Source organism: Sphingomonas sp. Leaf9 (assembly GCF_001421355.1).
Classification (GTDB): Bacteria; Pseudomonadota; Alphaproteobacteria; order Sphingomonadales; family Sphingomonadaceae; genus Sphingomonas.
The window spans coordinates 332,206-354,217 of sequence record NZ_LMKC01000005.1 but is presented as its reverse complement, the minus strand read 5'-3'; the positions used below and the strand labels follow the sequence as shown (position 1 = coordinate 354,217).

The 22,012-nt window shown below is 67.4% G+C and carries 20 protein-coding genes; 13 read left to right on the top strand and 7 right to left on the bottom strand.

The features are described 5' to 3' along the window. Positions 1 to 66: 66 nt before the first annotated feature. A complete protein-coding gene (locus tag ASE58_RS15435) occupies positions 67 to 354 on the bottom strand; it encodes a 4a-hydroxytetrahydrobiopterin dehydratase (RefSeq protein WP_055762614.1) in 288 nt (95 codons plus the stop codon). Positions 355 to 399: 45 nt separating this feature from the next. Here ASE58_RS15435 and ASE58_RS15430 point away from each other — a divergent pair, with 45 nt between their 5' ends. Genes ASE58_RS15430 through ASE58_RS15420 form a run of 3 tightly spaced genes read left to right on the top strand, consistent with a single transcriptional unit; the run spans position 400 to position 1,987 of the window. Continuing rightward, the gene (locus tag ASE58_RS15430; protein WP_055762611.1) at positions 400 to 795 is read left to right on the top strand and encodes a metallopeptidase family protein; all 396 of its coding nucleotides are present in this window, start codon (positions 400 to 402) and stop codon (positions 793 to 795) included. Next, positions 792 to 1,355 carry a heme ABC exporter ATP-binding protein CcmA gene (ccmA, locus tag ASE58_RS15425; protein WP_055823184.1) on the top strand — a complete coding sequence of 188 codons (564 nt, stop codon included), beginning with the start codon at positions 792 to 794 and terminating at the stop codon, positions 1,353 to 1,355. The genes ASE58_RS15430 and ccmA overlap by 4 nt, the downstream gene beginning before the upstream one ends. Next, a complete protein-coding gene (locus ASE58_RS15420; protein ID WP_055823182.1) occupies positions 1,352 to 1,987 on the top strand; it encodes a heme exporter protein CcmB in 636 nt (211 codons plus the stop codon). Before ccmA ends, ASE58_RS15420 begins: the two co-directional genes overlap by 4 nt. Before the next feature lie 19 nt (positions 1,988 to 2,006). On the opposite strand, the gene ASE58_RS15415 is transcribed toward ASE58_RS15420, so the two are convergent. From ASE58_RS15415 to coxB, 4 genes are all read right to left on the bottom strand, one after another. Continuing rightward, a complete protein-coding gene (locus tag ASE58_RS15415) occupies positions 2,007 to 3,395 on the bottom strand; it encodes a DUF1501 domain-containing protein (RefSeq protein WP_055823179.1) in 1,389 nt (462 codons plus the stop codon). Then, on the bottom strand, positions 3,392 to 5,167 hold the full coding sequence (locus ASE58_RS15410; RefSeq protein ID WP_235513643.1) for a DUF1800 domain-containing protein: 1,776 nt from the start codon (positions 5,165 to 5,167) through the stop codon (positions 3,392 to 3,394). The genes ASE58_RS15415 and ASE58_RS15410 overlap by 4 nt, the downstream gene beginning before the upstream one ends. 260 nt (positions 5,168 to 5,427) lie before the next feature. Further along, on the bottom strand, positions 5,428 to 7,086 hold the full coding sequence (gene ctaD / locus ASE58_RS15405) for a cytochrome c oxidase subunit I (RefSeq protein ID WP_055823176.1): 1,659 nt from the start codon (positions 7,084 to 7,086) through the stop codon (positions 5,428 to 5,430). A gap of 1 nt (position 7,087) precedes the next feature. Further along, positions 7,088 to 8,275 carry a cytochrome c oxidase subunit II gene (coxB, locus tag ASE58_RS15400; protein ID WP_055823172.1) on the bottom strand — a complete coding sequence of 396 codons (1,188 nt, stop codon included), beginning with the start codon at positions 8,273 to 8,275 and terminating at the stop codon, positions 7,088 to 7,090. 204 nt (positions 8,276 to 8,479) lie between these two features. On the opposite strand from coxB, the gene pyrE reads away from it, so the two are divergent. The 8 genes from pyrE to ASE58_RS15360 all read left to right on the top strand — a co-directional run bounded on the left by pyrE (position 8,480) and on the right by ASE58_RS15360 (position 14,623). Further along, on the top strand, positions 8,480 to 9,061 hold the full coding sequence (gene pyrE, locus ASE58_RS15395) for an orotate phosphoribosyltransferase (protein ID WP_055823170.1): 582 nt from the start codon (positions 8,480 to 8,482) through the stop codon (positions 9,059 to 9,061). Further along, complete coding sequence (locus tag ASE58_RS15390; RefSeq protein WP_055823167.1) at positions 9,058 to 9,786, top strand: pyridoxine 5'-phosphate synthase; 729 nt, start codon at positions 9,058 to 9,060, stop codon at positions 9,784 to 9,786. Before pyrE ends, ASE58_RS15390 begins: the two co-directional genes overlap by 4 nt. 151 nt (positions 9,787 to 9,937) lie before the next feature. Continuing rightward, positions 9,938 to 10,345, top strand: coding sequence for a holo-ACP synthase (acpS, locus tag ASE58_RS15385; RefSeq protein WP_055823164.1), 408 nt, complete (start codon positions 9,938 to 9,940; stop codon positions 10,343 to 10,345). Between the two features lie 8 nt (positions 10,346 to 10,353). Then, entirely contained in the window at positions 10,354 to 11,307 is a 954-nt protein-coding gene (lepB, locus tag ASE58_RS15380) for a signal peptidase I (RefSeq protein ID WP_055823162.1), read from the top strand. Beyond that, positions 11,304 to 11,942: a maleylacetoacetate isomerase gene (gene maiA, locus ASE58_RS15375; RefSeq protein WP_055823159.1), complete on the top strand. Its 639-nt coding sequence runs from the start codon at positions 11,304 to 11,306 to the stop codon at positions 11,940 to 11,942. The genes lepB and maiA overlap by 4 nt, the downstream gene beginning before the upstream one ends. A gap of 42 nt (positions 11,943 to 11,984) precedes the next feature. Further along, entirely contained in the window at positions 11,985 to 12,899 is a 915-nt protein-coding gene (locus tag ASE58_RS15370; protein WP_055762582.1) for a hypothetical protein, read from the top strand. Beyond that, positions 12,899 to 13,411 (top strand): DUF2141 domain-containing protein, encoded by a 513-nt coding sequence (locus ASE58_RS15365; RefSeq protein WP_443024671.1) that lies wholly within the window; start codon positions 12,899 to 12,901, stop codon positions 13,409 to 13,411. The genes ASE58_RS15370 and ASE58_RS15365 overlap by 1 nt, the downstream gene beginning before the upstream one ends. Positions 13,412 to 13,426: 15 nt before the next feature. Next, positions 13,427 to 14,623 carry a glycosyltransferase gene (locus ASE58_RS15360; RefSeq protein ID WP_055823152.1) on the top strand — a complete coding sequence of 399 codons (1,197 nt, stop codon included), beginning with the start codon at positions 13,427 to 13,429 and terminating at the stop codon, positions 14,621 to 14,623. Positions 14,624 to 14,633: 10 nt separating this feature from the next. Here the strand turns inward: ASE58_RS15360 and ASE58_RS15355 are convergent, their stop codons facing one another. Both ASE58_RS15355 and pepN read right to left on the bottom strand, forming a co-directional pair. Continuing rightward, the gene (locus ASE58_RS15355; RefSeq protein WP_055823149.1) at positions 14,634 to 15,755 is read right to left on the bottom strand and encodes a GGDEF domain-containing protein; all 1,122 of its coding nucleotides are present in this window, start codon (positions 15,753 to 15,755) and stop codon (positions 14,634 to 14,636) included. An 81-nt stretch (positions 15,756 to 15,836) separates the two neighbouring features. After that, positions 15,837 to 18,425, bottom strand: a complete 2,589-nt coding sequence (gene pepN / locus ASE58_RS15350) for an aminopeptidase N (RefSeq protein ID WP_055823590.1) — start codon at positions 18,423 to 18,425, stop codon at positions 15,837 to 15,839. 97 nt (positions 18,426 to 18,522) lie between these two features. Between pepN and ASE58_RS15345 the strand changes: the two genes are divergently transcribed. Next, the gene (locus ASE58_RS15345) at positions 18,523 to 20,214 is read left to right on the top strand and encodes a M20/M25/M40 family metallo-hydrolase (protein WP_055823147.1); all 1,692 of its coding nucleotides are present in this window, start codon (positions 18,523 to 18,525) and stop codon (positions 20,212 to 20,214) included. A gap of 75 nt (positions 20,215 to 20,289) precedes the next feature. Further along, a complete protein-coding gene (locus tag ASE58_RS15340; protein ID WP_055823144.1) occupies positions 20,290 to 21,900 on the top strand; it encodes a M28 family metallopeptidase in 1,611 nt (536 codons plus the stop codon). Positions 21,901 to 22,012 lie beyond the last annotated feature (112 nt).

Here is a 22,012-nt window from a genome sequence, read left to right as displayed (position 1 = left end):
ACCGGTCCTTCGATACGCCCCTTCGACAAGCTCAGTGGCTACTCAGCACGAACGGAGTCGCGCCAGTCATTCCACCAGCGCGTCTATCGCCTGCGCCATGTCGATATCCCGATCCGACAGCCCGCCCGCGTCATGCGTGGTGAGCAATATGTCGACCCGGTTATAGACGTTCGACCATTCGGGATGATGGTCGGCCTTTTCCGCCAGCAGCGCCACCTGCGTCATGAACGCGAATGCCTGGCTGAAATTGTCGAAGGTAAAGCTGCGGACGATCGCGTCGCGGCTGGCGTCGTGGTCCCAATCGGGCAGGCCGTCCAACGCGTCGGCGCGCTCTGCCTGGCTCAGCGGTTCCATCGTCCCTCCCTTGTCTCCTGATGGCGATGGCCTATTGCTTGGGCCATGTCCGATCAAGCGCGAACCGCCCCCAGTGCGGAAGAGATGGAGCAGCTGGCGCGCGCGGCGCTGGCACGCATCCCCGAACCCTTTGCCGGGCACCTGTCGAACATCGTCCTGCTGGTCGAGGAGTTCGCCGACGACGACACCCTCGCCGCGATGGAAATGGAGCCGTACGAGCTGACCGGCCTGTATCATGGCAGCCCGGTGGGCGAGAAATCGGCGTTCGACGCGATGCAGCTGCCCGACCGCATCCACCTGTACCGGCAACCGCTGCTGGCCGAATGGTGTGAGACCGGGGTCGATCTGCGCGACCTGATCCGCCATGTGGTGGTGCATGAGGTCGGCCATCATTTCGGCCTGTCCGACGACGATATGCACGCGCTGGAAGACGCCGATTGATCCTGTCCTTTACGCAAGTGACGGGCGCGCGCGGGCGCCGGGTGCTGTTCCGCGACCTGTCGTTTGCGCTGGGCGCTGGCGAAGCGCTGTGGGTGCAGGGGCCGAACGGCGTCGGTAAATCGACGCTGGTACGGATCGCCGCCGGGCTGTTGTCGCCCGCCGGGGGAAGCGTCGCGCGCAACGGCACGGTCGCGTTGCTGGCGGAGGCGACGGCGCTGGACGCGGCGGTGCCGCTGGGCGCGGCGCTCGACTTCTGGGCCGGGCTGGATGGCGCGCGCGACCGGCTGGGCACGGCGCTGACCGCGATGGCGATCGAGCCGCTGGCCGATGTGCCGGTGCGGATGCTGTCGACCGGGCAGAAGCGCCGGGCGGCGATCGCCCGCGTGATCGCCAGTGGCGCGCCGCTCTGGCTGCTCGACGAACCGGCCAACGGACTGGATACCGCCTCGCTCGCCCGGCTGGAGGCGGCGATCGCCGCGCATCGCGGCGGCGGCGGGGCGGTGCTGGTGGCCAGCCATGTGGCCGTTGCGCTGCCAGGCGCACGGGTCGTGACGCTGTGATCGCGCTGATCGCCCGGGAGCTGCGCATCGCGTGGAGCGGCGGCGGGCTGTTGCTGCCCATCGCCTTCTTCCTGCTGGTCGCGACGCTGTTTCCCTTCGCGATCGGTCCCGATGCGGCGCTGCTGGCGCGGATCGGCGGCGGGGTGGCCTGGGCGGCGGCGCTGCTGGCCGCGCTGCTGCCGCTCGACCGGCTGGTCGCGCCCGATATCGAAAGCGGCGTGATCGATCAGCTGGCGATACGCGGCTGGAGCGAGACGAGCGTCGCGGCGGCCAAGACCATCGGCCACTGGCTGGGCTTCGCGCCGGCGGTCATGGTCGCCGCCGCGCTATCGGCGGCGTTGCTGGGCATGGACGGGGCGACGCTGCTCGCGCTGGAGGTCGGCCTGCTGCTCGGCACGCCGGGGCTGGCGGCGCTGGGTGTGGCGACGGCGGCACTGACCGCCGGCCTGCGCGGCGGCGGGGCGGTCGCCGGCCTCGTCCTGCTGCCGCTTGCGCTGCCGCTGGTGATCTTCGGCGCGGGCGGGCTGGACGGCGGGGCCGGGGCGGTCAAGCTGCTGGCAGCGACCAGCCTCTTGCTGTGCGTCGGCGGGCCGGTGGTGGCCGGCACCGCGATGCGGATCGGGCGCAGCTGACGCGGGGGTGATTCGCCGCTTAGACGAATCCCTGCGACCAGGTGGATTTGTCGTAATTGCCGATATTGGGCAGCACGGTCGACAGGTCGCTGTCCGACACCCCAAACCAGCGCGCCATGGTCGATGCATATTGATCGACCGCCATGGTCGGGATCAACCGGCCCTGGCCCACATCGTCGTTGGTGTTGCTGCCGATCGCCGGGGCAGCACCATAGAATCGCTTGCCCTTCACCGCCCCGCCCATGACGAAGTGCATCGATCCCCAGCCATGGTCGACGCCATTGCCGTTCGACGTCAGCGTCCGCCCGAAATCGGACCCGGTAAAGGTCGTCACCTTGTCCGCCACGCCCAGCGCGGCCGTGGTGTCGTGAAACGCCCGCAATGCGGCGGCAAGCCGGGCCAGCACCACCGGCTGGCTCGACGCCAGATTGTCGTGCAGGTCGAACCCGCCCATCGCGACGAAGAAGACCTGCCGCTTGGTCCCCAGCTCGCCCGAAATCGCGATCATCCGCGCAACCATGCGCAGCTGGTCGGCCAGCGCATTGCCGCTGGGGAACAGGCCGAATTGCGATTCGGGCGCGCCGGCCAGCAGGTTGGCGAGCTGTGCCTGCGTATCCATCGCCCGCTTGTTCACCCGCGCATATTCGGTCGCGAACATATGCGGGTTGGTTTCGGTCATCATCTGGCGCAGCGCGCTGGCGGCGGCGCTCGACCCGTAGAGCGAGGTCGCCCCGCGCAGCAGCGACACCGGCCCGCCGGTGCCGACATTATACTGGATCGCCTGCCGCCCGGTCAGGAAGACGGCGTTGCCCGATGCGTTGATGCAGGTCATCGTCGACGACCCGTTGCCCGCCTGGAACAGGTCACCGATCCGCCCGCCCCACCCCGACACCGCGCCTTCGGGGCTGGACGCCTGGAAGAAGCTCTGCTGGTCGTTATGCGAAAACAGCTTCGGGGGCAGGCGCACCGACTTGTTGAGATATTGCGCACGCGTCGTCGGCTGGATCAGCGTACCGACGTTCAGCGCGACCGCCAGGCGCCCGGCATCGAACAGCGGGTTGAGCGGGGCCATGGCGGGGGCCAGGGCATAGGCCCGCCCGCCCAGGTCCGCACCGGTCAGCGCCGTCGCCTGCAGCGCGTCACGCCCCAGCGCCAGCCCGCCGCGCGCCGCGGCGTACAAAGCGTGCGAGGTCGGGTCATAGGGGACCAGCGTGTTGTAATGGTCGTTCCCGCCCTGCAGGAACACGCACACCAGCGCCTTGTAATCGCTCGCGGTTGCCGCCGCCGCCTCGCCGATCGCGCCCAGCGTCGTGGCGAGTGGTGCCGCGACACCCGCGACGCCCAGCGCGGCGGTACGTTGCAGGAAGGCGCGGCGCGAAACGTCGTGCAGGATCGTCGGAGCGGTCATTTCAGCACCAGATAATCGGGGGCGGCAAGGGTCAGCAGGATCGCGACCCCCGTGCGGTTCAGCGTGGCGTTGTTCGCGGTCAGCGGGATGCTGTCGACGGCGGCGCGGATCGCGGTCACGGTCGATGCGCGCAACTGCCCGGCGGCGAGGATCAGGTTCACTTCGTCGACCAGCTTCTGGCTGTCCGAGGCGAGCGCCATCATCGGCGCGTAATCGGCCTTCACATCGCCGGTGCCGCCGCCGACCAGCGACTGCATGTAATTCACATAGGCGATGTTGGTCTGTTCGCTGGCGACCTGGAATTCCGGCGCGGTCATCCCGGCCTGGGCCATCGCCGTGCCGGGCGGGGCATAGCCCGGCCGCATGAAGCCGAAGACGCTGGACGCGCGGCCGATCGACTGGCCCAGCCGCAACGTCGTGCTGGTGGTGTCGCCGATCGCCCAGGCATCGCTGGGGGAGGTGACGCCGAATGCGCGTGCCCAGTTGGTCAGCCGCTGGACCGGATCGCGCAGCCGCCCGGCGGACGCACTGGCCAGCGCCGCCGCATCGTCGCGCGCCTCGGTATCGAGCAGGACGGCGCGGATCACCGCCTTCATATCGCCGCGCACCCCGCTGCCATTATTGGCGAAAACGGCGGCGACCCGCCCGACATAGCCGCGGCTTGGGTTGGATGTCACCATCCGCTGGATCAACTGCCGCGACACGAACGGCGCGACGTTGGGATGGCGGAACAGGATGTCGAGCGCGGCATCGACCGCCGCCATTCCGCCACCCGACACGGTTGCGCCCAGCACCGTCGCCGCCCCCGTTTCGTTGGCGGTGACATAGACCTGCATCGGCGATCGCATCCGATCGGGCGTGGCATTGTCGAAATTGACGGTATTCAGCCCGGTGAACACGCGCGCCAGCTGGGACACGTCGTCCTGCGTATAGGTTTCCAGCGGTACGCCGTTCGACATACGAACGCTGCCATCCTGCTCCAGCTGGTATACGCCCAGCGTGAACAGCTGCATCAGTTCGCGCGCGAAATTCTCGTCGGGCATCGAACCGTTCGACGGATTGGCCTTGCGACTGCCCGCCGAACTCAGGAACGACCCCATCGCCGGGCTGCGCGTGATCGCGCCCAGCAGGTCACGATAGTTGCCGAACGCATGGTCGAGCAGCAGGTCGTGATACGCCGCCATCGAAAATGCGCGCCACGGCATGTTCAGCCCGCCGATCCCGACCACCAGGAAATCGAGCAGGGCCAGCGAAACCCGTTGGCGCAGCGGATCGCCGCCGGCGATTGCCTGTCGCCATACGCTGGCGTCGTAGCCGTTCTGGCCGTTGATATTGTTGTTGTTGGTGGCGTCGTTGAAACCCTTCGACACCAGCCAGTCCCAATGGCTCGGGTCGCGCGGGCGGGCGAACTGGGCGTCGATCCAGCCGGCGATACCGGTGTTCAGCACGGCATCGATCGACGTGCGGTTGGCACCCATCGTCGCCTGAGCCAGGAAGCGGCTGGCACCTTGCACGGTCAGCGCGGCGGCGGTCGGGCTGGGGCTGGGGCTGGGCGTGGGGGTCGGAACCGGGGCGGGGGTCGGAACGGTTACCAGCCCTGATCCGCTGCCGCCGCCGCCACCGCTCGAATCGCACGCCGCGAGCAGCAACGCCGCTGCCAGTGCGCCATGGGTCTCGGTCGGCCGCCACGTCCCGGTCGGCGTCGCCTGCGCCGCCGGATGCGGGTCTGCTACCGCATCATTGTCGTCGATGATCGATGGTCCGTCCAACATCGGCATTACCCCCACGCACCGCTACTCTGGTGGTTGGGCCTGTATGGACGGGAATGGTTAACGGAATGTATCGATTGAAGAAAACGCGCCATAACGTTCGGACGCTGCGGTAAGTTCCAAGCGATATCCGGAATTCGTTACGATCTCGTATCTATGTTGCTTCCGGAATGATCTTCACCCGTGGACTGCTTGCTTTGGCAGCAAACAAAAACGCCCCGGATTGCTCCGGGGCGTTTCTGGTCTGCTTGCGCTGGGGGCGATCAGTCGATCTTGGGCAGCGTCTCGAACTGGTGGAACGGCGGCGGCGAGCTGAGCGTCCATTCCAGCGTCGTCGCCCCTTCGCCCCACGGATTGTCCGCCGCCTTGCGGCCGCCGATCAGCGAGATGACGACGTTCACGAAGAAGAACACCATGCCGATCGCCATGATGCCGTATCCGGCCGAGGCGATGTGGTTGAAGAACGCATAGGCATCTGGATAGTCTGGATAGCGCCGCGGCATCCCCTGCGTGCCGAGGAAGTGCATCGGGAAGAACATGACGTTCACGCCGATGAAGAACACCCAGAAGTGCAGCTTGCCGAGCAGTTCGTTGTACATCTTCCCCGACATCTTGGGGAACCAGTAGTAGAAGCCGGCGAACAGCGCGAAGACCGCGCCCAGCGACAGGACGTAGTGGAAGTGGGCGACGACATAATAGGTGTCGTGCAGCACGTCGTCGACGCCGCCATTGGCCAGCACCACGCCGGTCACGCCACCGACGGTGAACATGAAAATAAACCCGATCGCCCACAGCATCGGCGTGGGGAAGCGAAGCGACCCGCCCCACATCGTCGCGATCCACGAGAAGATCTTGATGCCGGTCGGCACCGCGATCAGCATCGTGGCGGCGGTGAAGTACATCTTGGTGTTCACCGACAGGCCGGTGGTGAACATGTGGTGCGCCCACACGACGAACCCGACCGCGCCGATCGCGACCATGGCGTATGCCATGCCGAGATAGCCGAACACCGGCTTCTTGCTGAACGTCGCGACGATGTGGCTGACGATGCCGAAGCCCGGCAGGATCATGATGTAGACTTCGGGGTGGCCGAAGAACCAGAACAGATGCTGGTACAGGATCGGGTCACCACCGCCGGCGGGATCGAAGAAGGTCGTGCCGAACTTGCGATCGGTCAGCAGCATCGTGATCGCGGCGGCCAGCACGGGGAGCGCCAGCAGCAGCAGGAACGCGGTGACCAGCACCGACCACACGAACAGCGGCATCTTGTGCAGGGTCATGCCCGGCGCGCGCATGTTGAAGATGGTGGTGATGAAGTTGATCGCGCCCAGGATCGACGATGCGCCGGCGAGGTGGAGCGACAGAATCGCCATGTCCACGCTGGGGCCGGGTTCGCCATAGGTCGACAGCGGCGCATACACCGTCCAGCCGGTACCCGCGCCGCCGCCGAACGCCGTGCTACCCAGCAGCAGGAGGAAGGCGGGGATCAGCAGCCAGAACGAGATGTTGTTCATCCGCGGGAACGCCATGTCCGGCGCACCGATCATGATCGGCACGAACCAGTTGCCGAAGCCGCCGATCATCGCCGGCATCACCATGAAGAACACCATGATGAGGCCGTGCGCGGTGATGAGCACGTTCCAGAAATGGAGCGCCTGGTCGCCTTCATGGCCCGACAGCCACGGCAGCCACTGGATGCCCGGCTGCGCCAGTTCGAGCCGCATGAGGCCCGAGATCGCGCCACCGATGATCCCCGCGACGATCGCGAAGATCAGGTAGAGCGTCCCGATATCCTTGTGGTTGGTCGACATGAACCACCGGGCGAAGAAGCCCGGCTTGTGGTCCGCATCATGATGGTGCGCGTCATGGCCGCGCCCGTGCGAATCGAACGCATGGTGGCCGGGAAGGGCGGTATCGGTCATCTTACTGGTCCACGTTGCCGACGCCGCCGCCGTTGCCGGTGGCGCGCTGGGTGGAGGGAGAGGCGGCTTCGGTCGCGTTGACGATGGGTACGTCGGCCGCGTTGCTGGCGTTCGACGTCGCGTCGGCGGCATCGGCACCCGGCTGCGGGATCACGGCGTTGGTCGGCGCGGCGGCTTCCTTGGCGCCGGGCAGCGTGCCGCCCTTCGCCTGGATCCACCGGTTGAACTGCGCCACCGGCACCGCTTCGACCGCGATCGGCATATACGCATGGCGCGCGCCGCACAGCTCGCTGCACTGGCCGAAATAGAGGCCCGGCTTTTCGATGGTGAAGCTGGTTTCGTTCAGCCGCCCGGGCACCGCGTCGAGCTTGATCCAGAACGCGGGCATCGCCCAGCTGTGGATCACGTCGGTCGCGGTGGTGATGAGGCGGATCGGCACGCCGACCGGCAGCACGATGCGGTTGTCGACCGCCAGCAGGCGGGGACCGTCGGCATCGGTGCGATAGCGCTGCCCGGCGGCGACCTCGTTCTTTTCCTTCAGCATGTTGGCGGTCACCGACACGCCGCCATAATCGGGATATTCGTAGGACCAGAACCACTGGTTGCCGATCGCCTTGATCGTCACCGCGTTGTCCGGGGCCGGCTTGAACTGGCGCGCGAGCAACCCGATCGATGGCACCGCGATCGCCGCCAGGATCAGCACCGGCGCGGCGGTCCACACGATTTCGATCATCGTGTTGTGCGACGTCTTCGACGGGACCGGGTTCGCGCTCTCGCGGAAGCGGATCACGACATAGGCGAGCAGGAACAGCACCAGCAGCGAGATGACGACGATCACCGGCATCAGGATGTGGTTGTGAAACGCCTTCGCCTCACGCCCGTTCGGCGTCACCTGCTGCTGCAGGTCGACCTTGCGGTCGGTCGGCTGGCCGATCCCCGGCGTCGCGACGAGCAGTGGCGCGCCGTTTCGATCCAGCGTCGGGTCCTGCACCTTGGCCGGGGCAGGGGCCGCGGCGGTCGTCGGTGGCGTCACCTGCCCGGTCGGGGCAGCCTCCGCCGAACCGGGGGGCGGTGCGCCCGCCTGTGGCGCAGTTGCCACCTCTTGCGTACCCGGCGTTACCGCTTTCGGCGCGGCGGCATGGGCGCCCCCCGCCAGCGCGGCGGCGGCCGCCAGTACCAACATCCTCATCCCAATGCTTCGCATCGTGTCGTATCACCCCGTTAGTGGGCACGCGGTACGCTTCTTGTGCGGCGTGGTCGCGTGCTGTGGGCGTTTGGAAACCCTAACCCACCGGGCTATACGCGGCATGTCGCCTGTCCTCAAGCGATGGTTGCGAACGCACCCTCGGCGGCGGTACAGGGCGCGCACATGCAAGTGGGCAGGATGACAGCCATGAACGACGACGCGATCCTCGACGAATTCCGTGCAGCGGAAGCGCTGCTGGAGGGGCATTTCATCCTGTCGTCGGGTCTGCGGTCGTCGCGTTACCTGCAATGCGCCCGCGTGCTGATGGACCCGCGCCGCGCCGCGCGGCTGTGCGACGAACTGGCCGGCCGCTTTCCCGCCGAGCTGCGCGAATCGATTGACGTCGTGATCGCGCCGGCGATGGGCGGGGTGATCGTCGGCCATGAAATGGGCCGGTCACTGGGGGTGAGCGCCATGTTCCTCGAACGCCCGACCGGCACGTTCGAGCTGCGCCGCGGCTTCCGCATCGATCCCGGTACCCGCGTGCTGATGATGGAGGATGTGGTGACCACCGGCCTGTCGTCGCGCGAAGCGATCGCCGCGATCCGGGCGGCGGGCGGCGAAGTCGTCGCCGCCGCATCGCTGGTCGACCGGTCGAACGGCAATGCCGATCTGGGCGTGCCGTTCCACCCGCTGATCCGCCTCGACGTGCCGAGCTATCACCCCGACGCGCTGCCCGCCGACCTCGCCGCGATTCCGGCGATCAAGCCGGGGAGCCGGGCGGCATGACCGGCCCGTTGCGCCTGGGCGTCAACATCGATCACGTCGCGACGGTGCGCAATGCGCGGGGATCGGGCTATCCCGATCCGGTGCGCGCCGCGCTGCTGGCGGCCGAGCATGGTGCGGAGGGCATCACCGCGCATCTGCGCGAGGATCGCCGCCACATCACCGACGCTGATATCGCCCGCCTGTCGAGCGAACTGACGCTGCCGCTGAACCTGGAAATGGCGGCGACCGAGGAGATGCTGGCCATTGCATTGAAGCACCGGCCGCACGCCGCCTGCATCGTTCCGGAAAAGCGTGAGGAGCGCACGACCGAGGGCGGGCTGGACGTCGCCGGACAGCAGGACAAGCTGGCGCCGATGGTGCGGGCGCTGGCGGATGCGGGCGTTCGGGTGTCGTTGTTCATCGAACCCGACGCGGCCCAGATCGCCGCCGCCGTGGCGCTGCGCGTGCCGGTCGTCGAGCTGCATACCGGGCGCTATGCGGAATTGTCGGGCGCGGAACAGGTCGCCGAACTGCGCCGCATTGCGGATGCCGCCGCGCTGGCGGCCAAGAACGGGATCGAGGTGCATGCGGGGCACGGGCTGACTTTCGACAATGTGGTGCCGATCGCAGCCATCCCGCAGGTCCGCGAGCTGAATATCGGCCATTTCCTGATCGGCGAGGCGATCTTCGGCGGGCTGGGGCCGGTGGTGCGGCGGATGAAGGACTTGATGGAGACGGCGCGGTGAACGCGGATTCCTCCCCGGCACGGGGAGGGGGACCGCTCGCGACAGCGAGTGGTGGAGGGGGGTATCCCCTTTCGCTACTGTCGTGGAGCAGGAAGCCCCCCTCCACCATGCTGCGCATGGTCCCCCTCCCCGTGCCGGGGAGGAACTGCGCATGATCCTCGGCCTCGGGTCCGACCTCTGCAATATCGAGCGTATCCAGTCCTCGCTCGACCGCTTCGGCAACCGCTTCGTCCAGCGCGTCTTTACCCCTGTCGAGCAGGCCAAGGCCGAAAAACGCCCCTTCACCCGCGCCGGGACCCTCGCCAAGCGGTTCGCCGCGAAGGAAGCGTTTTCGAAGGCGGTCGGCACCGGCTTTGCGCAGGGCGTCTTCATGCGCGATATCGGCGTGGTCAACGCCCCTTCCGGTGCGCCGACGCTGCACCTGACCGGCGGTGCAAAAGCACGGCTTGACGCGATGACGCCCGAGGGCCACGTCGCGGTGGTACATTTGACGATGACCGACGACCATCCCTGGGCCCAGGCGTTCGTCATTATCGAGGCGTTGCCCAGGGTAGAGTAGGACATTCGATGGCCGATCATGTGGCGCTGGAGAACCAGGACGTTCCCGCGCCGTCGCAGCCGACCCCCACCACCAGCCACGCCGCGCCTGCCCGCCGGCTCGACTGGAAGGGCGAATTGCGCGGGCTGTTTTGGCTGCTGCTGGTGGTGCTGGGCTTCCACAGCTTCGTCGCCAAGCCGTTCTACATCCCGTCCGAATCGATGCTGCCGGGCCTGCGCGTCGGCGACCGGCTGGTGGTGAGCAAATATGCCTATGGCTGGTCGTTCGTGTCGCCGACCATCCCCAACCCGGTGGCGATGTTCCGCGACATCGTGCTGCGCCAGCCGCAGGAGACGTGGAGCGTCCAACTGCCGGCATGGCATGGCCGGTTGTGGGGATCGCTGCCCGAACGCGGCGACGTGGTGATCGTGAAGCCGCCGGGCAGCAACACCGACCTCATCAAGCGCGTCATCGGCCTGCCGGGCGACCGGTTGGAAGTGGCGGGCGGCGTCGTCTACATCAACGACGTGGCGATCCCGCGCAAGGCGATGGGCGACGCGATGATCCCGGTCGACGCCAACACCAAATGCGATCCCGACCAGTATCCCGGCGCGCTGGTCCGCACCGACAAGGGCGCGTTCTGCCGCCTGCCGCTATTCCGCGAGACGCTGCCCAACGGGCGGCAGTACGACACGATCGATTATCGGTATTCGCAGGGCGACAATTTCCCGGCGATCGTGATTCCGGCCAACCATGTCTTCCTGATGGGCGACAATCGCGACAACAGCGCCGACAGCCGCTTTTCCGAAGCCGAGCGGGGCCTGGGCGGGCCGGTGCCGTGGGAGAATATCGGTGGCCGGGCGGAGTTCATTACCTTCTCGCTCGACGGCACGACCAACCTGAACCCGGCAACGTGGTTCAGCGCGTTCCGCAGCGGTCGCGCCGGTACCTCGCTGGTCCCGGCGAGCGGCTCGCCCAAGTGAACGGCTATACCCTCTACGATTATCACCGATCGTCGGCGGCCTACCGCGTCCGCATCGCGCTGAACCTGAAGCGGGTGGCGTGGACCAGCGTGGCCGTCTCGCTGCTGAAGGGCGAGCATCGCGCGGCCGGGCATCTGGCGCGCAACCGCCAAGGGCTGATCCCCGCGCTCGATATCGGCGGGGGCACGATGCTGACCCAGTCGCTGGCGATCCTCGACTGGCTGGACGCCACGCATCCCCACCCAGGCCTGTTCCCCGCCGATCCGCTGGACCGGGCGCGGGCGATGGCATTGGCGCTGGTGATCGTCGCCGACATTCACCCGATCGACAATCTGCGCGTGTTGCAGCGGCTGGAGGCGCAGTTCGGCGCCGATGCCGATGCGAAGGGCGACTGGTATCGCCACTGGATCGCGCAAGGGCTGGTCGCGCTGGAGGCGGCGGCCCCGGCTGACGGGTTCTTCGGCGGCGACGCACCGGGCGTGGTCGACTGCTGCCTCGTGCCGCAGCTCTATAATGCGCGGCGGTTCGACCTCGACCTGTCGCCCTGGCCCCGGCTGGTGGCGATCGATGCGCGGGCGGCCGACCTGCCCGCCTTCGCCGCGGCGCATCCCGACGCGGTGGCACCGGCGGCATGACGCTGGCGGCGATGGGCGCGAACCGCTAGGACGTCGCGCGACATGGTAACCGAAGCCGACACCGCTGGCGTGCGTCCCGATCTGGCCGGGCTGGAGCCGCTGGACCGGTCGCGCCCGCGTTGGCCGCGTATCTTGGGCGCGCTGCTGTCCGGACTGATGATCGTCGGGCTGGCGTGGGAGCTGTTCGACCATGGCTGGGCCGGGGTCGAACTGGCCGCGCCGGATTCGCCGTGGTTCTATCTGTTCTTCGCGCTCGCCTATTTTTCGCCGCCGCTGTTCGATTTCGTCATTTTCCGTCGGCTTTGGCGGTTGCCGTTCGACGGGTTCGGCGCGCTGGTGCGCAAGCGGATCGCGAACGATGTTGTCATCGGCTATTCGGGTGACGTGTTCTTCTATGCCTGGGCCCGTGCCCGGCTGAAGATGGTGACCGCCCCGTTCGGCGCGGTGAAGGACGTGACGATCCTGTCGGGGATCGCCGGCAATATCGTGACGGTCGGCATGCTGGCGGTTACGCTGCCCTTCGCGTTCGAACTGTTCCCGCCCCAGCAGCTGGAAATGCTCGGCTGGTCGTCGGCGGTGGCGGTCGGGATTTCGGGCGTGCTGCTGCTGTTTTCGCGCCGGGTCTTTTCGCTGCCGGGTGCCATGCTGCGCTGGATCTTCGGCGTGCATTGCGCGCGGCTGGTGCTGGGGTCGCTGGCGTTCGGCATCGCCAGCTATTTCGCGATGCCCAATGTGTCGATCACCTGGTGGCTGTTCCTGGCGGCCGGGCGGCTGGTCGTGGCGCGGTTGCCGCTGTTGCCGAACAAAGACCTTCTTTTCGCCAACTTCGCGATTATGTTTATCGGGCATGGCGAAGCCCTGTCCGACCTGGTCGCATTCATCGCGACCCTCACCCTGTTTACGCACGTGGTGTTGATGGCGGCATTCGGGCTTCCTGCGCTCGCAAGGAAAGAATGATGAAATTTGCCCTGACGCTGCTGGGTGCGGCGTTGCTGGCCGCCGGTCCCGCGGCCGCCCAGTCGATCGGCAGCGATGCCGCCGCGTGCAATGCGAACCAGGGCCCGGCGATCCGCGTCAACGTGGTCGGGCTGAAGGACCGCACCGGCCGGCTGAAGCTCGAACTCTATCCGGCGAACGAGGACGATTTCCTGAAGGACGACCACGACCTGCGCAAGGAGGGTAAGTTCTTCCGCCGGGTCTGGGCCGACATGCCGGCGTCGGGCAACGTGCAGCTGTGCATCCGTGCGCCGTCGCCCGGCCGCTATGCGCTGTTGTTCACCCATGACCGCGACGGCCGCAACAAGTTCAATTTCATGCGCGACGGAGCAGGCTTTCCGGGTGCGGGCAAGCTCGGCCGGGCGCGCCCGAAACTGGCGGAGGCGATCGTCACCGTGCCGGCCGGCGTGACGACCACGACGGTGCGTGCCCAATATCTGCGCGGGCTGGGCGGTTTCGCCCCGCTCGACTGAAGCCCCACGCCCCCGATGCGCGTCGTCGACGTCAACGAATTCTACTCGCCGACCGGCGGTGGGGTCCGCACCTATATCGATCACAAGATGACGATCATGGCCGAACTCGGCCATGAGCTGATCGTGATCGCCCCGGCCAAGGAAAACGCGGTCGAGGAGCGGCCGGGCGGCGGGCGCATCTATTGGGTAAAGGCACCGACGCTGGTGCTCGACCCAAATTACGGCATCTTCGTGCGCGGCGGGGCGATCCATGCACTGCTCGACGAACTACACCCGGATGTGGTGGAGGCGTCCAGCCCGTGGCGGCCCGCGACCATCGTCGCCGACTGGCCGGGCCATGCGGTGAAGGTCTATTTCGCGCATAACGACAATGTCGGTGCCTATCCCTTACGCTGGTTCGAACGGCTGGCCAGCCGCGAGCGGATCGAGGAGGCGTTCATGTGGTGGACGCGCTACATGGCGCGCTACCTTGAAAAGATGGACGCGTTCGTCACCAACGGCCCGGCGCTGGAAAAGCGTCACGCCGCGCGCGGGCTGACCGTCCATGCGTCAATGCCGCTCGGCATCCAGCGCGGCTTCTTCTCGCCCGAGCATCGCGACGAAGCGCTGCGTGCGTCGCTGCTGGAGCAGCTCGGCCTGCCGCCCGAGGGGCATCTGCTGCTCGGGCTGGGGCGGCACCATGCCGAAAAACGCTGGCCGATGATCTTCGACGCGGTGGAGATGGCGGGCGAGTACCTGCCGGTCGGCATGATCCAGATCGGCAGCGGGGTGCATACCGCGCGGCTGGAGCGGCGGCTGAAGAACAGCCCGCATATCAAGCTGTTTCGCCCGGTCTATGACCGGGTACGGCTCGCGCGGATCATGGCCAGCTGCGACGCGCTGATCCACGGGTCGGATGCCGAACCGTTCGGGCTGGTCGGGCTGGAGGGGCTGGCATCGGGCCTGCCGCTGATCGTGCCGGACGAGGGCGGCTGTGCCGAGATCGCCGAGCCGGACTATGCCGAAACCTATGCCGCGCGCGATCCGCGTTCGGCGGCCGACGCGATCGAGCGGATGTTCGCGCGGGACTATACACAGGTGAGGGCGGCGGCGAATGTCGCGGCGGCCCGGGTCCGAACCGACCGTGACCATGCGATCGACCTGATGCGCTATTACGAAACGCTGGTGGCGGAAAAGGCGCAGCGTTTCCCGGAATGGTTCGCCCGCCGCTGAGGATCGTCGGTCAGGCGGCGCAGGCTGCACCCGACCGTCGCGCCTTCTTCACCGAATAGAGCGTTTCGTCCGCGGCGTGCATCGCGCCCTGCAACGTCGTCGATCCGGCGGGGCAGGGGGCGATGCCGATGCTCGCCGACCAGCGCGGCCAGGCGGGGTTTTCGTCCGGTGCGGCCGCGACATGGCGTTGCAGCGATGCCGCCAGCCGATCGTCGCCGGCGGCGAACAGGATCAGGAACTCGTCCCCGCCCAGCCGCACCGCATCGGCATCATGCCGGTCGGTCCAGTCGCGCAGGTGCCGGGCGAAATCGGCCAGCAACCGGTCGCCCGCGGCATGGCCGCACCGGTCGTTGACGCCCTTGAACCCGTCGAGGTCGATCATCGCCACGGCGACGCCGGCCGCGGCCCGTGCCGGCTCGACGGTGGCGAGCCAGTGGCGGTTGTACAGCCCGGTCAGTCCGTCGCACGACGCCGCCTGGCGCAGGCGCTCCATCGCCATCATGCCGGGCATGGCCAGCAGCAACAGGTCCATCGCCAGCATCAGCACCGGTTGCGTGATCCACAGCCACGTCGCAACGGCATCCAGCCCGGCACTCTGTATCCACGCGGAGGTCAGGACGGTGGCATAGCTCGGCAGATGGGCGATCAACGCCACGCCGATCATCCGCGCCCATCCCCTGGCACCGGCCAGCAGCACCACGCCGCAGGTGGTCAGGACGATCGTCAACCCGATCCCGCCCGCCATCCGCGTCATCGACGCACCGGCCGGCGTCATCAGGCCGGGCGAATGGATCGCGACCGCGCCGTACAGCAGCGACGGCACCAGCAGCAGCAGCGTCATCCAGCCACGCCACGGCCGCATCCCGGCAAAGGACCGCAGCCCGGCGAGTGTCAGCAGCGTCGCGGCGGCGGACGCACCGAACAGCAGCATGCCGGCCGGGGCCGGTATCGGCGGTGGTAGTTCGTTGAACCCGACGACGCCGACGACATAGATGAACCGGCTGGCCGACCACCACAGCCAGAAACGCTCGGCCGGGTTTCGTCGCCACAGCCCCAGGAACATCGCGGCAAAACACAGGCTGACAAAGACCGCGCACAGGCTGAGCGTGGCTTGGTCGGGTACGCGAAACATTCTCCTGCCGCTCCTGCCCGCGATCCAAACTTCGCGGCATGATGGGGCAAGGTCGTTGAAGAAGAATGAAGCGCGCTTGGACTATCCCAGCGACTTGCCGACCTGCTCCAGCATATCCTTCGACAGTCCCGGTACCGACAAGATCCGGTCCAGTTCCTTGCGCATCAATTCGCCGCGCGCCCGGTCGAACCGCCGCCAGCGGCCGAGCGGCGGCAGCATCTTGGCCGCCGTCTGCGGGTTGATCCGGTCGAGCGCGATCAGCTGGTCCGCCAGGAAGCGGTATCCGGCACCATCCGCCCGGTGGAACGCGCGCTGGCTCATGCTGAACGCGCCGATCAGCGCGCGGGCACGGTTGGGGTTGGTCAGGGTGAAGTCGCGGTGGCCGGCCAGTTCCTCGACCTGTTCGAACGCATCGGCGCGGGTCGATAGCGCCTGCGTCGTGAACCACTTGTCCAGCACCAGGCCATTGTCGCGGTACCGGTTGTAGAAGATGTCGAGCGCGGCGATCCGGTCGTCCGAGTCTGAATTGACCAGCGTCATCAACGCCCCCTGCCGGTCGGTCATGTTGTCGGCCTGCTCGAACTGGGCAAAGGCGATGGCGTCGGCATCGCTCGCCCCCGACGCCGCGATATAGCCCAGCGCCACGGTGCGCAGCCGGCGCTTGCCCTTGGCATCCGGGGTATATTCGAACGCGTGCGCCTCCGTCGCGGCATAGGCGGCGCGCCATTCGGGCAGCAGCGCTCGGCCGATGTCGCCGCGCAGCGCTTCGCGCGCGGCAAAGATCGCGTCGGGATCGACCACGCCCATCTGGTCGCCGATGAAACTGTCGGACGGCAGCAGAACCGCCTCCGCCACGAATGCGCGGTCTAGCCGGTCGTCGGCCAGCGTGTTGGCAACCGCGTCGATCACCGCCGCGTGGTCGCCGTGCCCGCTCGCAACCGAGGCGACCAGCGTGTCGAGCATCAGCTGCTGCATCGCCTCGTACCGCGCGAACGGGTCGTCGTCGTGCGCGCTGAGGAAGGCGAGGTCGGCCGAGGTCCGGTCGGTCTCGACGATCACCGGCGCCGAAAAGCCGCGATTGATCGACAGGATCGGACGTTCGGTGACGGTTTCGAAGGTGATGGCGCTCGTTTCCCGATCGAACAGGAACAGCTGTTCGTCGCTTAGAGGGCGACCGGTCTCCGCGCCGAACAGGCGGAGTTTCAGCGGCAAGACCATCGGCTGCTTGGTCGCCTGTCCCGGCGTCGGCGGCACGGTCTGGCGCAGCGACAGCGTGGCGCGACCGCCGCCGGCATGATGCTCCAGCGTCGCCGACACGCGCGGGGTCCCGGCCTGTTGATACCACAGGCGGAAGGCGGAGAGGTCGACGCCCGAGGCATCCTCCATCGCCACCATGAAATCCTCGCACGTCGCCGCCGTCCCGTCATGGCGGGTGAAATACAGGTCGGTGCCGGCGCGGAATGCCTGCGGCCCCAGAATCGTCGCGATCATCCGTACGACCTCCGCGCCCTTGTTATAGATGGTCGCGGTGTAGAAGTTGCTGATTTCCTGATACGCATCGGGCCGGATCGGGTGCGCCAGCGGCCCGGCATCCTCCGGGAACTGCGATGCGCGCAACGATCGCACATCCTCGATCCGCTTGACCGCCGCCGACCCCTGATCGGCCGAGAATTGCTGGTCGCGCAGGACGGTGAACCCCTCCTTCAACGACAGCTGGAACCAGTCGCGACAGGTGACGCGGTTGCCCGACCAGTTGTGGAAATATTCATGCGCGACGACGGCGGCGATGCCGTCATAGTCGTAATCGGTCGCGGTGTCGGGGTCGGCGAGGATGTAGCGGCTGTTGAAGATGTTCAGCCCCTTGTTCTCCATCGCCCCGAAATTGAAATCGTCGACCGCGACGATGTTGAACACGTCGAGGTCATATTCGCGGCCATAGACGCGTTCGTCCCACACCATCGACGTTTTCAGCGCGCGCATCGCATGGTCGGTCTTGGCGAGATCAGGCGCGCGGACCCAGATGCCAAGCTCGACCTCGCGGCCCGAAGCGGTCACGAATTGCGCGCGGTTCGCGACCAGATCGCCCGCGACCAGTGCGAAGAGATAGCTGGGCTTGGGAAACGGATCGGACCATTCCGCCCAGTGACGACCGTCCTTCAGATCGCCGGATGCGACCGGATCGCCATTTGCCAGCAATACCGGGAACCGCGCCTTGTCGGCGGTCATCTTCACCCGGTAACGGCTGAGGATATCGGGCCGGTCGGGGAAGAAGGTGATGCGGCGAAACCCCTCCGCCTCGCACTGGGTGCACAAATTGCCGCCCGAGGCATAGAGGCCCATCAGCTGGGTATTGGCCTGCGGTTCGAGCACGACCTCGGTCGTCACCTCGTGCCGGTCGCCGGGCAGATCGAGGACCAGCGCCCCCTTCTCCAGCCGCCAGTCGTCGCGTGGGACGCCATCGACGGTGACCGTGCGCGGGGTCAGCCCGTCGCCGTCGAGGCGCAGCGGTTCGTCGCCGTTCCGCGTGACGATCATCGTCGCGGTGATGCGGGTCGCCTTCGGGTCGAGATCGAATTCCAGCGCGATCTCCGGCACATGCCATGCCGGCGGGCGATAATCGGTGCGGCGGATGACGGGCGGGGTCATCGGGGTACGCGTCGCATCGACCATCATCATTCTCGACCTTCATTCGCGTTCGGGACCCGCGTTGCGCGGGGCCACGGCACAAGCTACGCCTGTATCTATGGTCGTTTGTCGAAGGATTCCAATGTTCCGTCCAGCCTTGTTGCTCGGTCTTCTCATCAGCACCGCCGCGATCGCCCAGGATGCGCCGCCGGCCCCCGCCCAAGCCGTCCCCACCGCCGCCGAACTGCAGGCGCGCAACGGCGAGATCAACGCCGTCCTGCCGCCCGCGCAGGCGGCGATGAAGGCGCATGTCATGTTCCTGGCCAGCGACGCGATGCGCGGCCGCGATGCCGGGTCGCCCGAATATGACATCGCCGCGCAGTACGTCGCGTCGCAATTCTATGCCGCGGGCCTGCGCCCGGCGGGCGACGATGGCAGCTATCTGCAGCGCGTGCCGCTCATCAAGGTCGGCCCGGCCGACATGGGCAAGCTGAGCCTGAACGGGCAGGCGCTGGTGTTCGGGCAGGATTACCTGCCGGGCGTCAATCCGGCGGCGGCGGATACGACGATCGCGGCACCGGTGGTCTATGTCGGCTATGGCGTGTCGTCGCCGAAGCGCGACGATTATGCCGGGCTGGATGTGCACGGCAAGATCGTGGCGGTGGTGCGCGGGGCGCCCGACGGTCTCGACAGCGAGGAGGCGGCGCATTTCGGCGGCCTGCCGACCAAGGCGGCGATCGCCAAGGCGAAGGGTGCGGTCGGCATCATCGCGCTCCAGACGCCCGAGGTTTCGGCGCGCTCGCCCATGGCCAAGACCGTCGCCACCGCCCAGCCGACCAGCGTCAGCTGGGCCGAGGCCGATGGCAAGGGGCACATCATGGGCGGCGGCGTGCCGACGCTCGCCACGCTGAGTGCGGCGGGTGCCGAAAAGCTGTTCGCCGGATCGGGCACGACCTGGGCCAAGGCGGCGCTGGCGTTGAGGCTGCCGATCAAGGGGGCGGTTCGTGGGATCGCGCTAAAGCCACGGCTGGACGTGGCGATCAAGACCGTCATCACCCCGCTGCCCAGCTCCAATGTCGCAGGACTGTTGCCCGGCAGCGATCCGACGGTCGCGCCGGAAACGGTCGTGCTGTCGGCGCATCTCGACCATGTCGGCGTCGGCACCCCGAACAAGAAGGGCGACACGATCTATAACGGCGCGATGGACAATGCGGTCGGCATCGCCTCGCTGATCGAGGAGGCCAAGCGGTTCAAGGCGGCGGGCAAGGCCCCGCGCCGCTCGATCCTGTTCCTTGCGGTCACCGCCGAGGAAAAGGGGCTGGTCGGGTCGGATTACTTCGCCAACAATCCGACGATCGCAAAGGTGATGCCGGGTGCCAAAATGGTCGCCGACGTCAATCTCGACATGCCGATCATCACCTACAAGTTCACCGATGTGATCGCGTTCGGCGCGGTGCGTTCGACGCTGGGCGATATCGTGAAGCGCGCGGCGGCGACGGCGGGGGTCAGCTTCTCGCCCGATCCGATGCCCGACATGGCGCTGTTCGTGCGGTCGGACCATTATCGCTTCGTGCAGCAGGGCGTGCCGTCGGTGTTCCTGTGGCCGGGCACGTCGGGGCCGGGCAAGGCGGCGGTCGATGCGTTCTTCGCCAACAATTATCACCAGCCATCGGACGAGGTGGTGCAGGGGCCGCCGATCGATTGGGAATCGGGCGAACGCTTCATCAACGTGAACTACCAGATCGCCCGCGACATCGCCGACGCCAGCCAGCGTCCGGCGTGGAACAAGGGCGATTTCTTCGGCACGCTCTATAACGGCTACGGCGCGAAGTAAGCGCGGCCTGTCGATCGTCGTCGCCCCGGCACGGGCCGGGGCGACGATCCTTCGCGCGACCCAAAGGAATTGTTGATGCGTGCCCTGCTCCCCCTGTTGCTCCTCGCCACGCCGGCGTTCGCCCAGACCGCGCCGCTGACCCCGGACGAGGCGGCGATGCGCGCGCATGTCGCGTTCCTCGCCTCGGACGAAATGAAGGGCCGCGCGCCCGGCACGCCCGAATATGATCGCGCGGCGGCCTATGTCGCCGATCAGATGCGCGCGGCGGGCCTGCAACCGGCGGGCGACGGTGGCACCTATCTGCAACGCGTGCCGCTCGCCTCGGCAGTGCCGGCGGGGAAGGGGAGCCTGACCGCCGCCGGGCGGCCCGCGCTGACCTTTGGCAGCGATTACCTGACCTCGACCAGCTTCCTCGAACCCGATCTGCGGCGTTCGGGCGAGATCGTGTTCGTCGGGCGCGGCGTGGTCGATGCGGCGAATGGTATCGACGATTATGCCGACCTTGATGTGCGCGGCAAGATCGTCGCCTATCTCTATGGCGCGCCCGCCAGCCTGCCGAGCGAGATCCGTGCGCATCTGGGCAGCGGCGATACCAAGCGGGCGACGGCGGCGGCGCATGGCGCGATCGGCGTGATCCAGATCGAAAGCACCGAACAGACGCATCGCTATCCCTTCAGCTACCTGATGTCGGTCTATCGCAGCCCGCGCATGACGTGGGTCGGCAAGGACGGTCGGCCGCAGGTGCCGGGCAGCGCCGCACCGTCGATCGCGTCGCTGAGCGCGGTCGGGGCGGCCAAGCTGTTCACCGGCTCCACGCTCGACTGGGCCGCGGTGGTGAAGGCGGAGGCCGCCGGCCAGGCCGTGCCGCGCGGGGCGACCGGGGTGCGGGTGACGACGCGCCAGCGATCGAAGGTGACACGCTTCACCAGCAGCAACGTCGTCGGCGTCCTGCCCGGCAGCGATCCGGCGCTGAAGGGCGAATATGTCGCGCTGTCGGCGCATCTCGACCATATCGGCATCTCGACCGACCCGACGCTGCCCAAGGGCGCGGATGTCATCAACAACGGCGCGATGGACAATGGCGTCGGCACCGCGGCGATGATCGAGGTGGCGAAGCAGTTCGCCGCCGACGCGCGCAAGCCCCGTCGCAGCCTGATCTTCGTCAGCGTGACGGCGGAGGAAAAGGGGCTGATCGGCAGCGAATATTTCGCGATCCATCCGACGGTGCCCGCCGGATCGATCGTCGCCGACGTCAATCTCGACATGCCGATCCTGTCCTATCGTTTCGAGGATATGGTCGCGATCGGCGCGGACCATTCGACGGTCGCGCAGGCCGTGGCGCGGGCGGCGGGCAAGCGCGGCATCGCGCTCAGCCCCGATCCCGAGCCGGAAGAGGCGATCTTCGTCCGGTCCGACCATTACAGCTTCGTCAAGGCGGGGATTCCGGCGGTGTCGCTCGACACCGGGTGGAAGGGGCCGGGCAAGGCGGCGGTCGCCGACTTCCTCGAGCATCGCTATCACCAGCCGGGCGACGACATGCGCCAGACGTTCGACTGGACGGCGGGGCGGGTGTTCGTGTCGATCAACCACGACATCGCGCTCGACCTTGCCGATGCGGACGCCCGGCCGCGGTGGAACAAGGGCGATTATTTCGGGCTGTTGTATAACGGCTATGGCGCGAAATAATCCTCGGCCCAAAGCCGCCGTACCCCCGCGCAGGCGGGGGGCCAGGGTCACGCACGCAACGGCATGTTACTTGGCTCTGGACCCCCGCCTGCGCGGGGGTACGGCGGGCGCA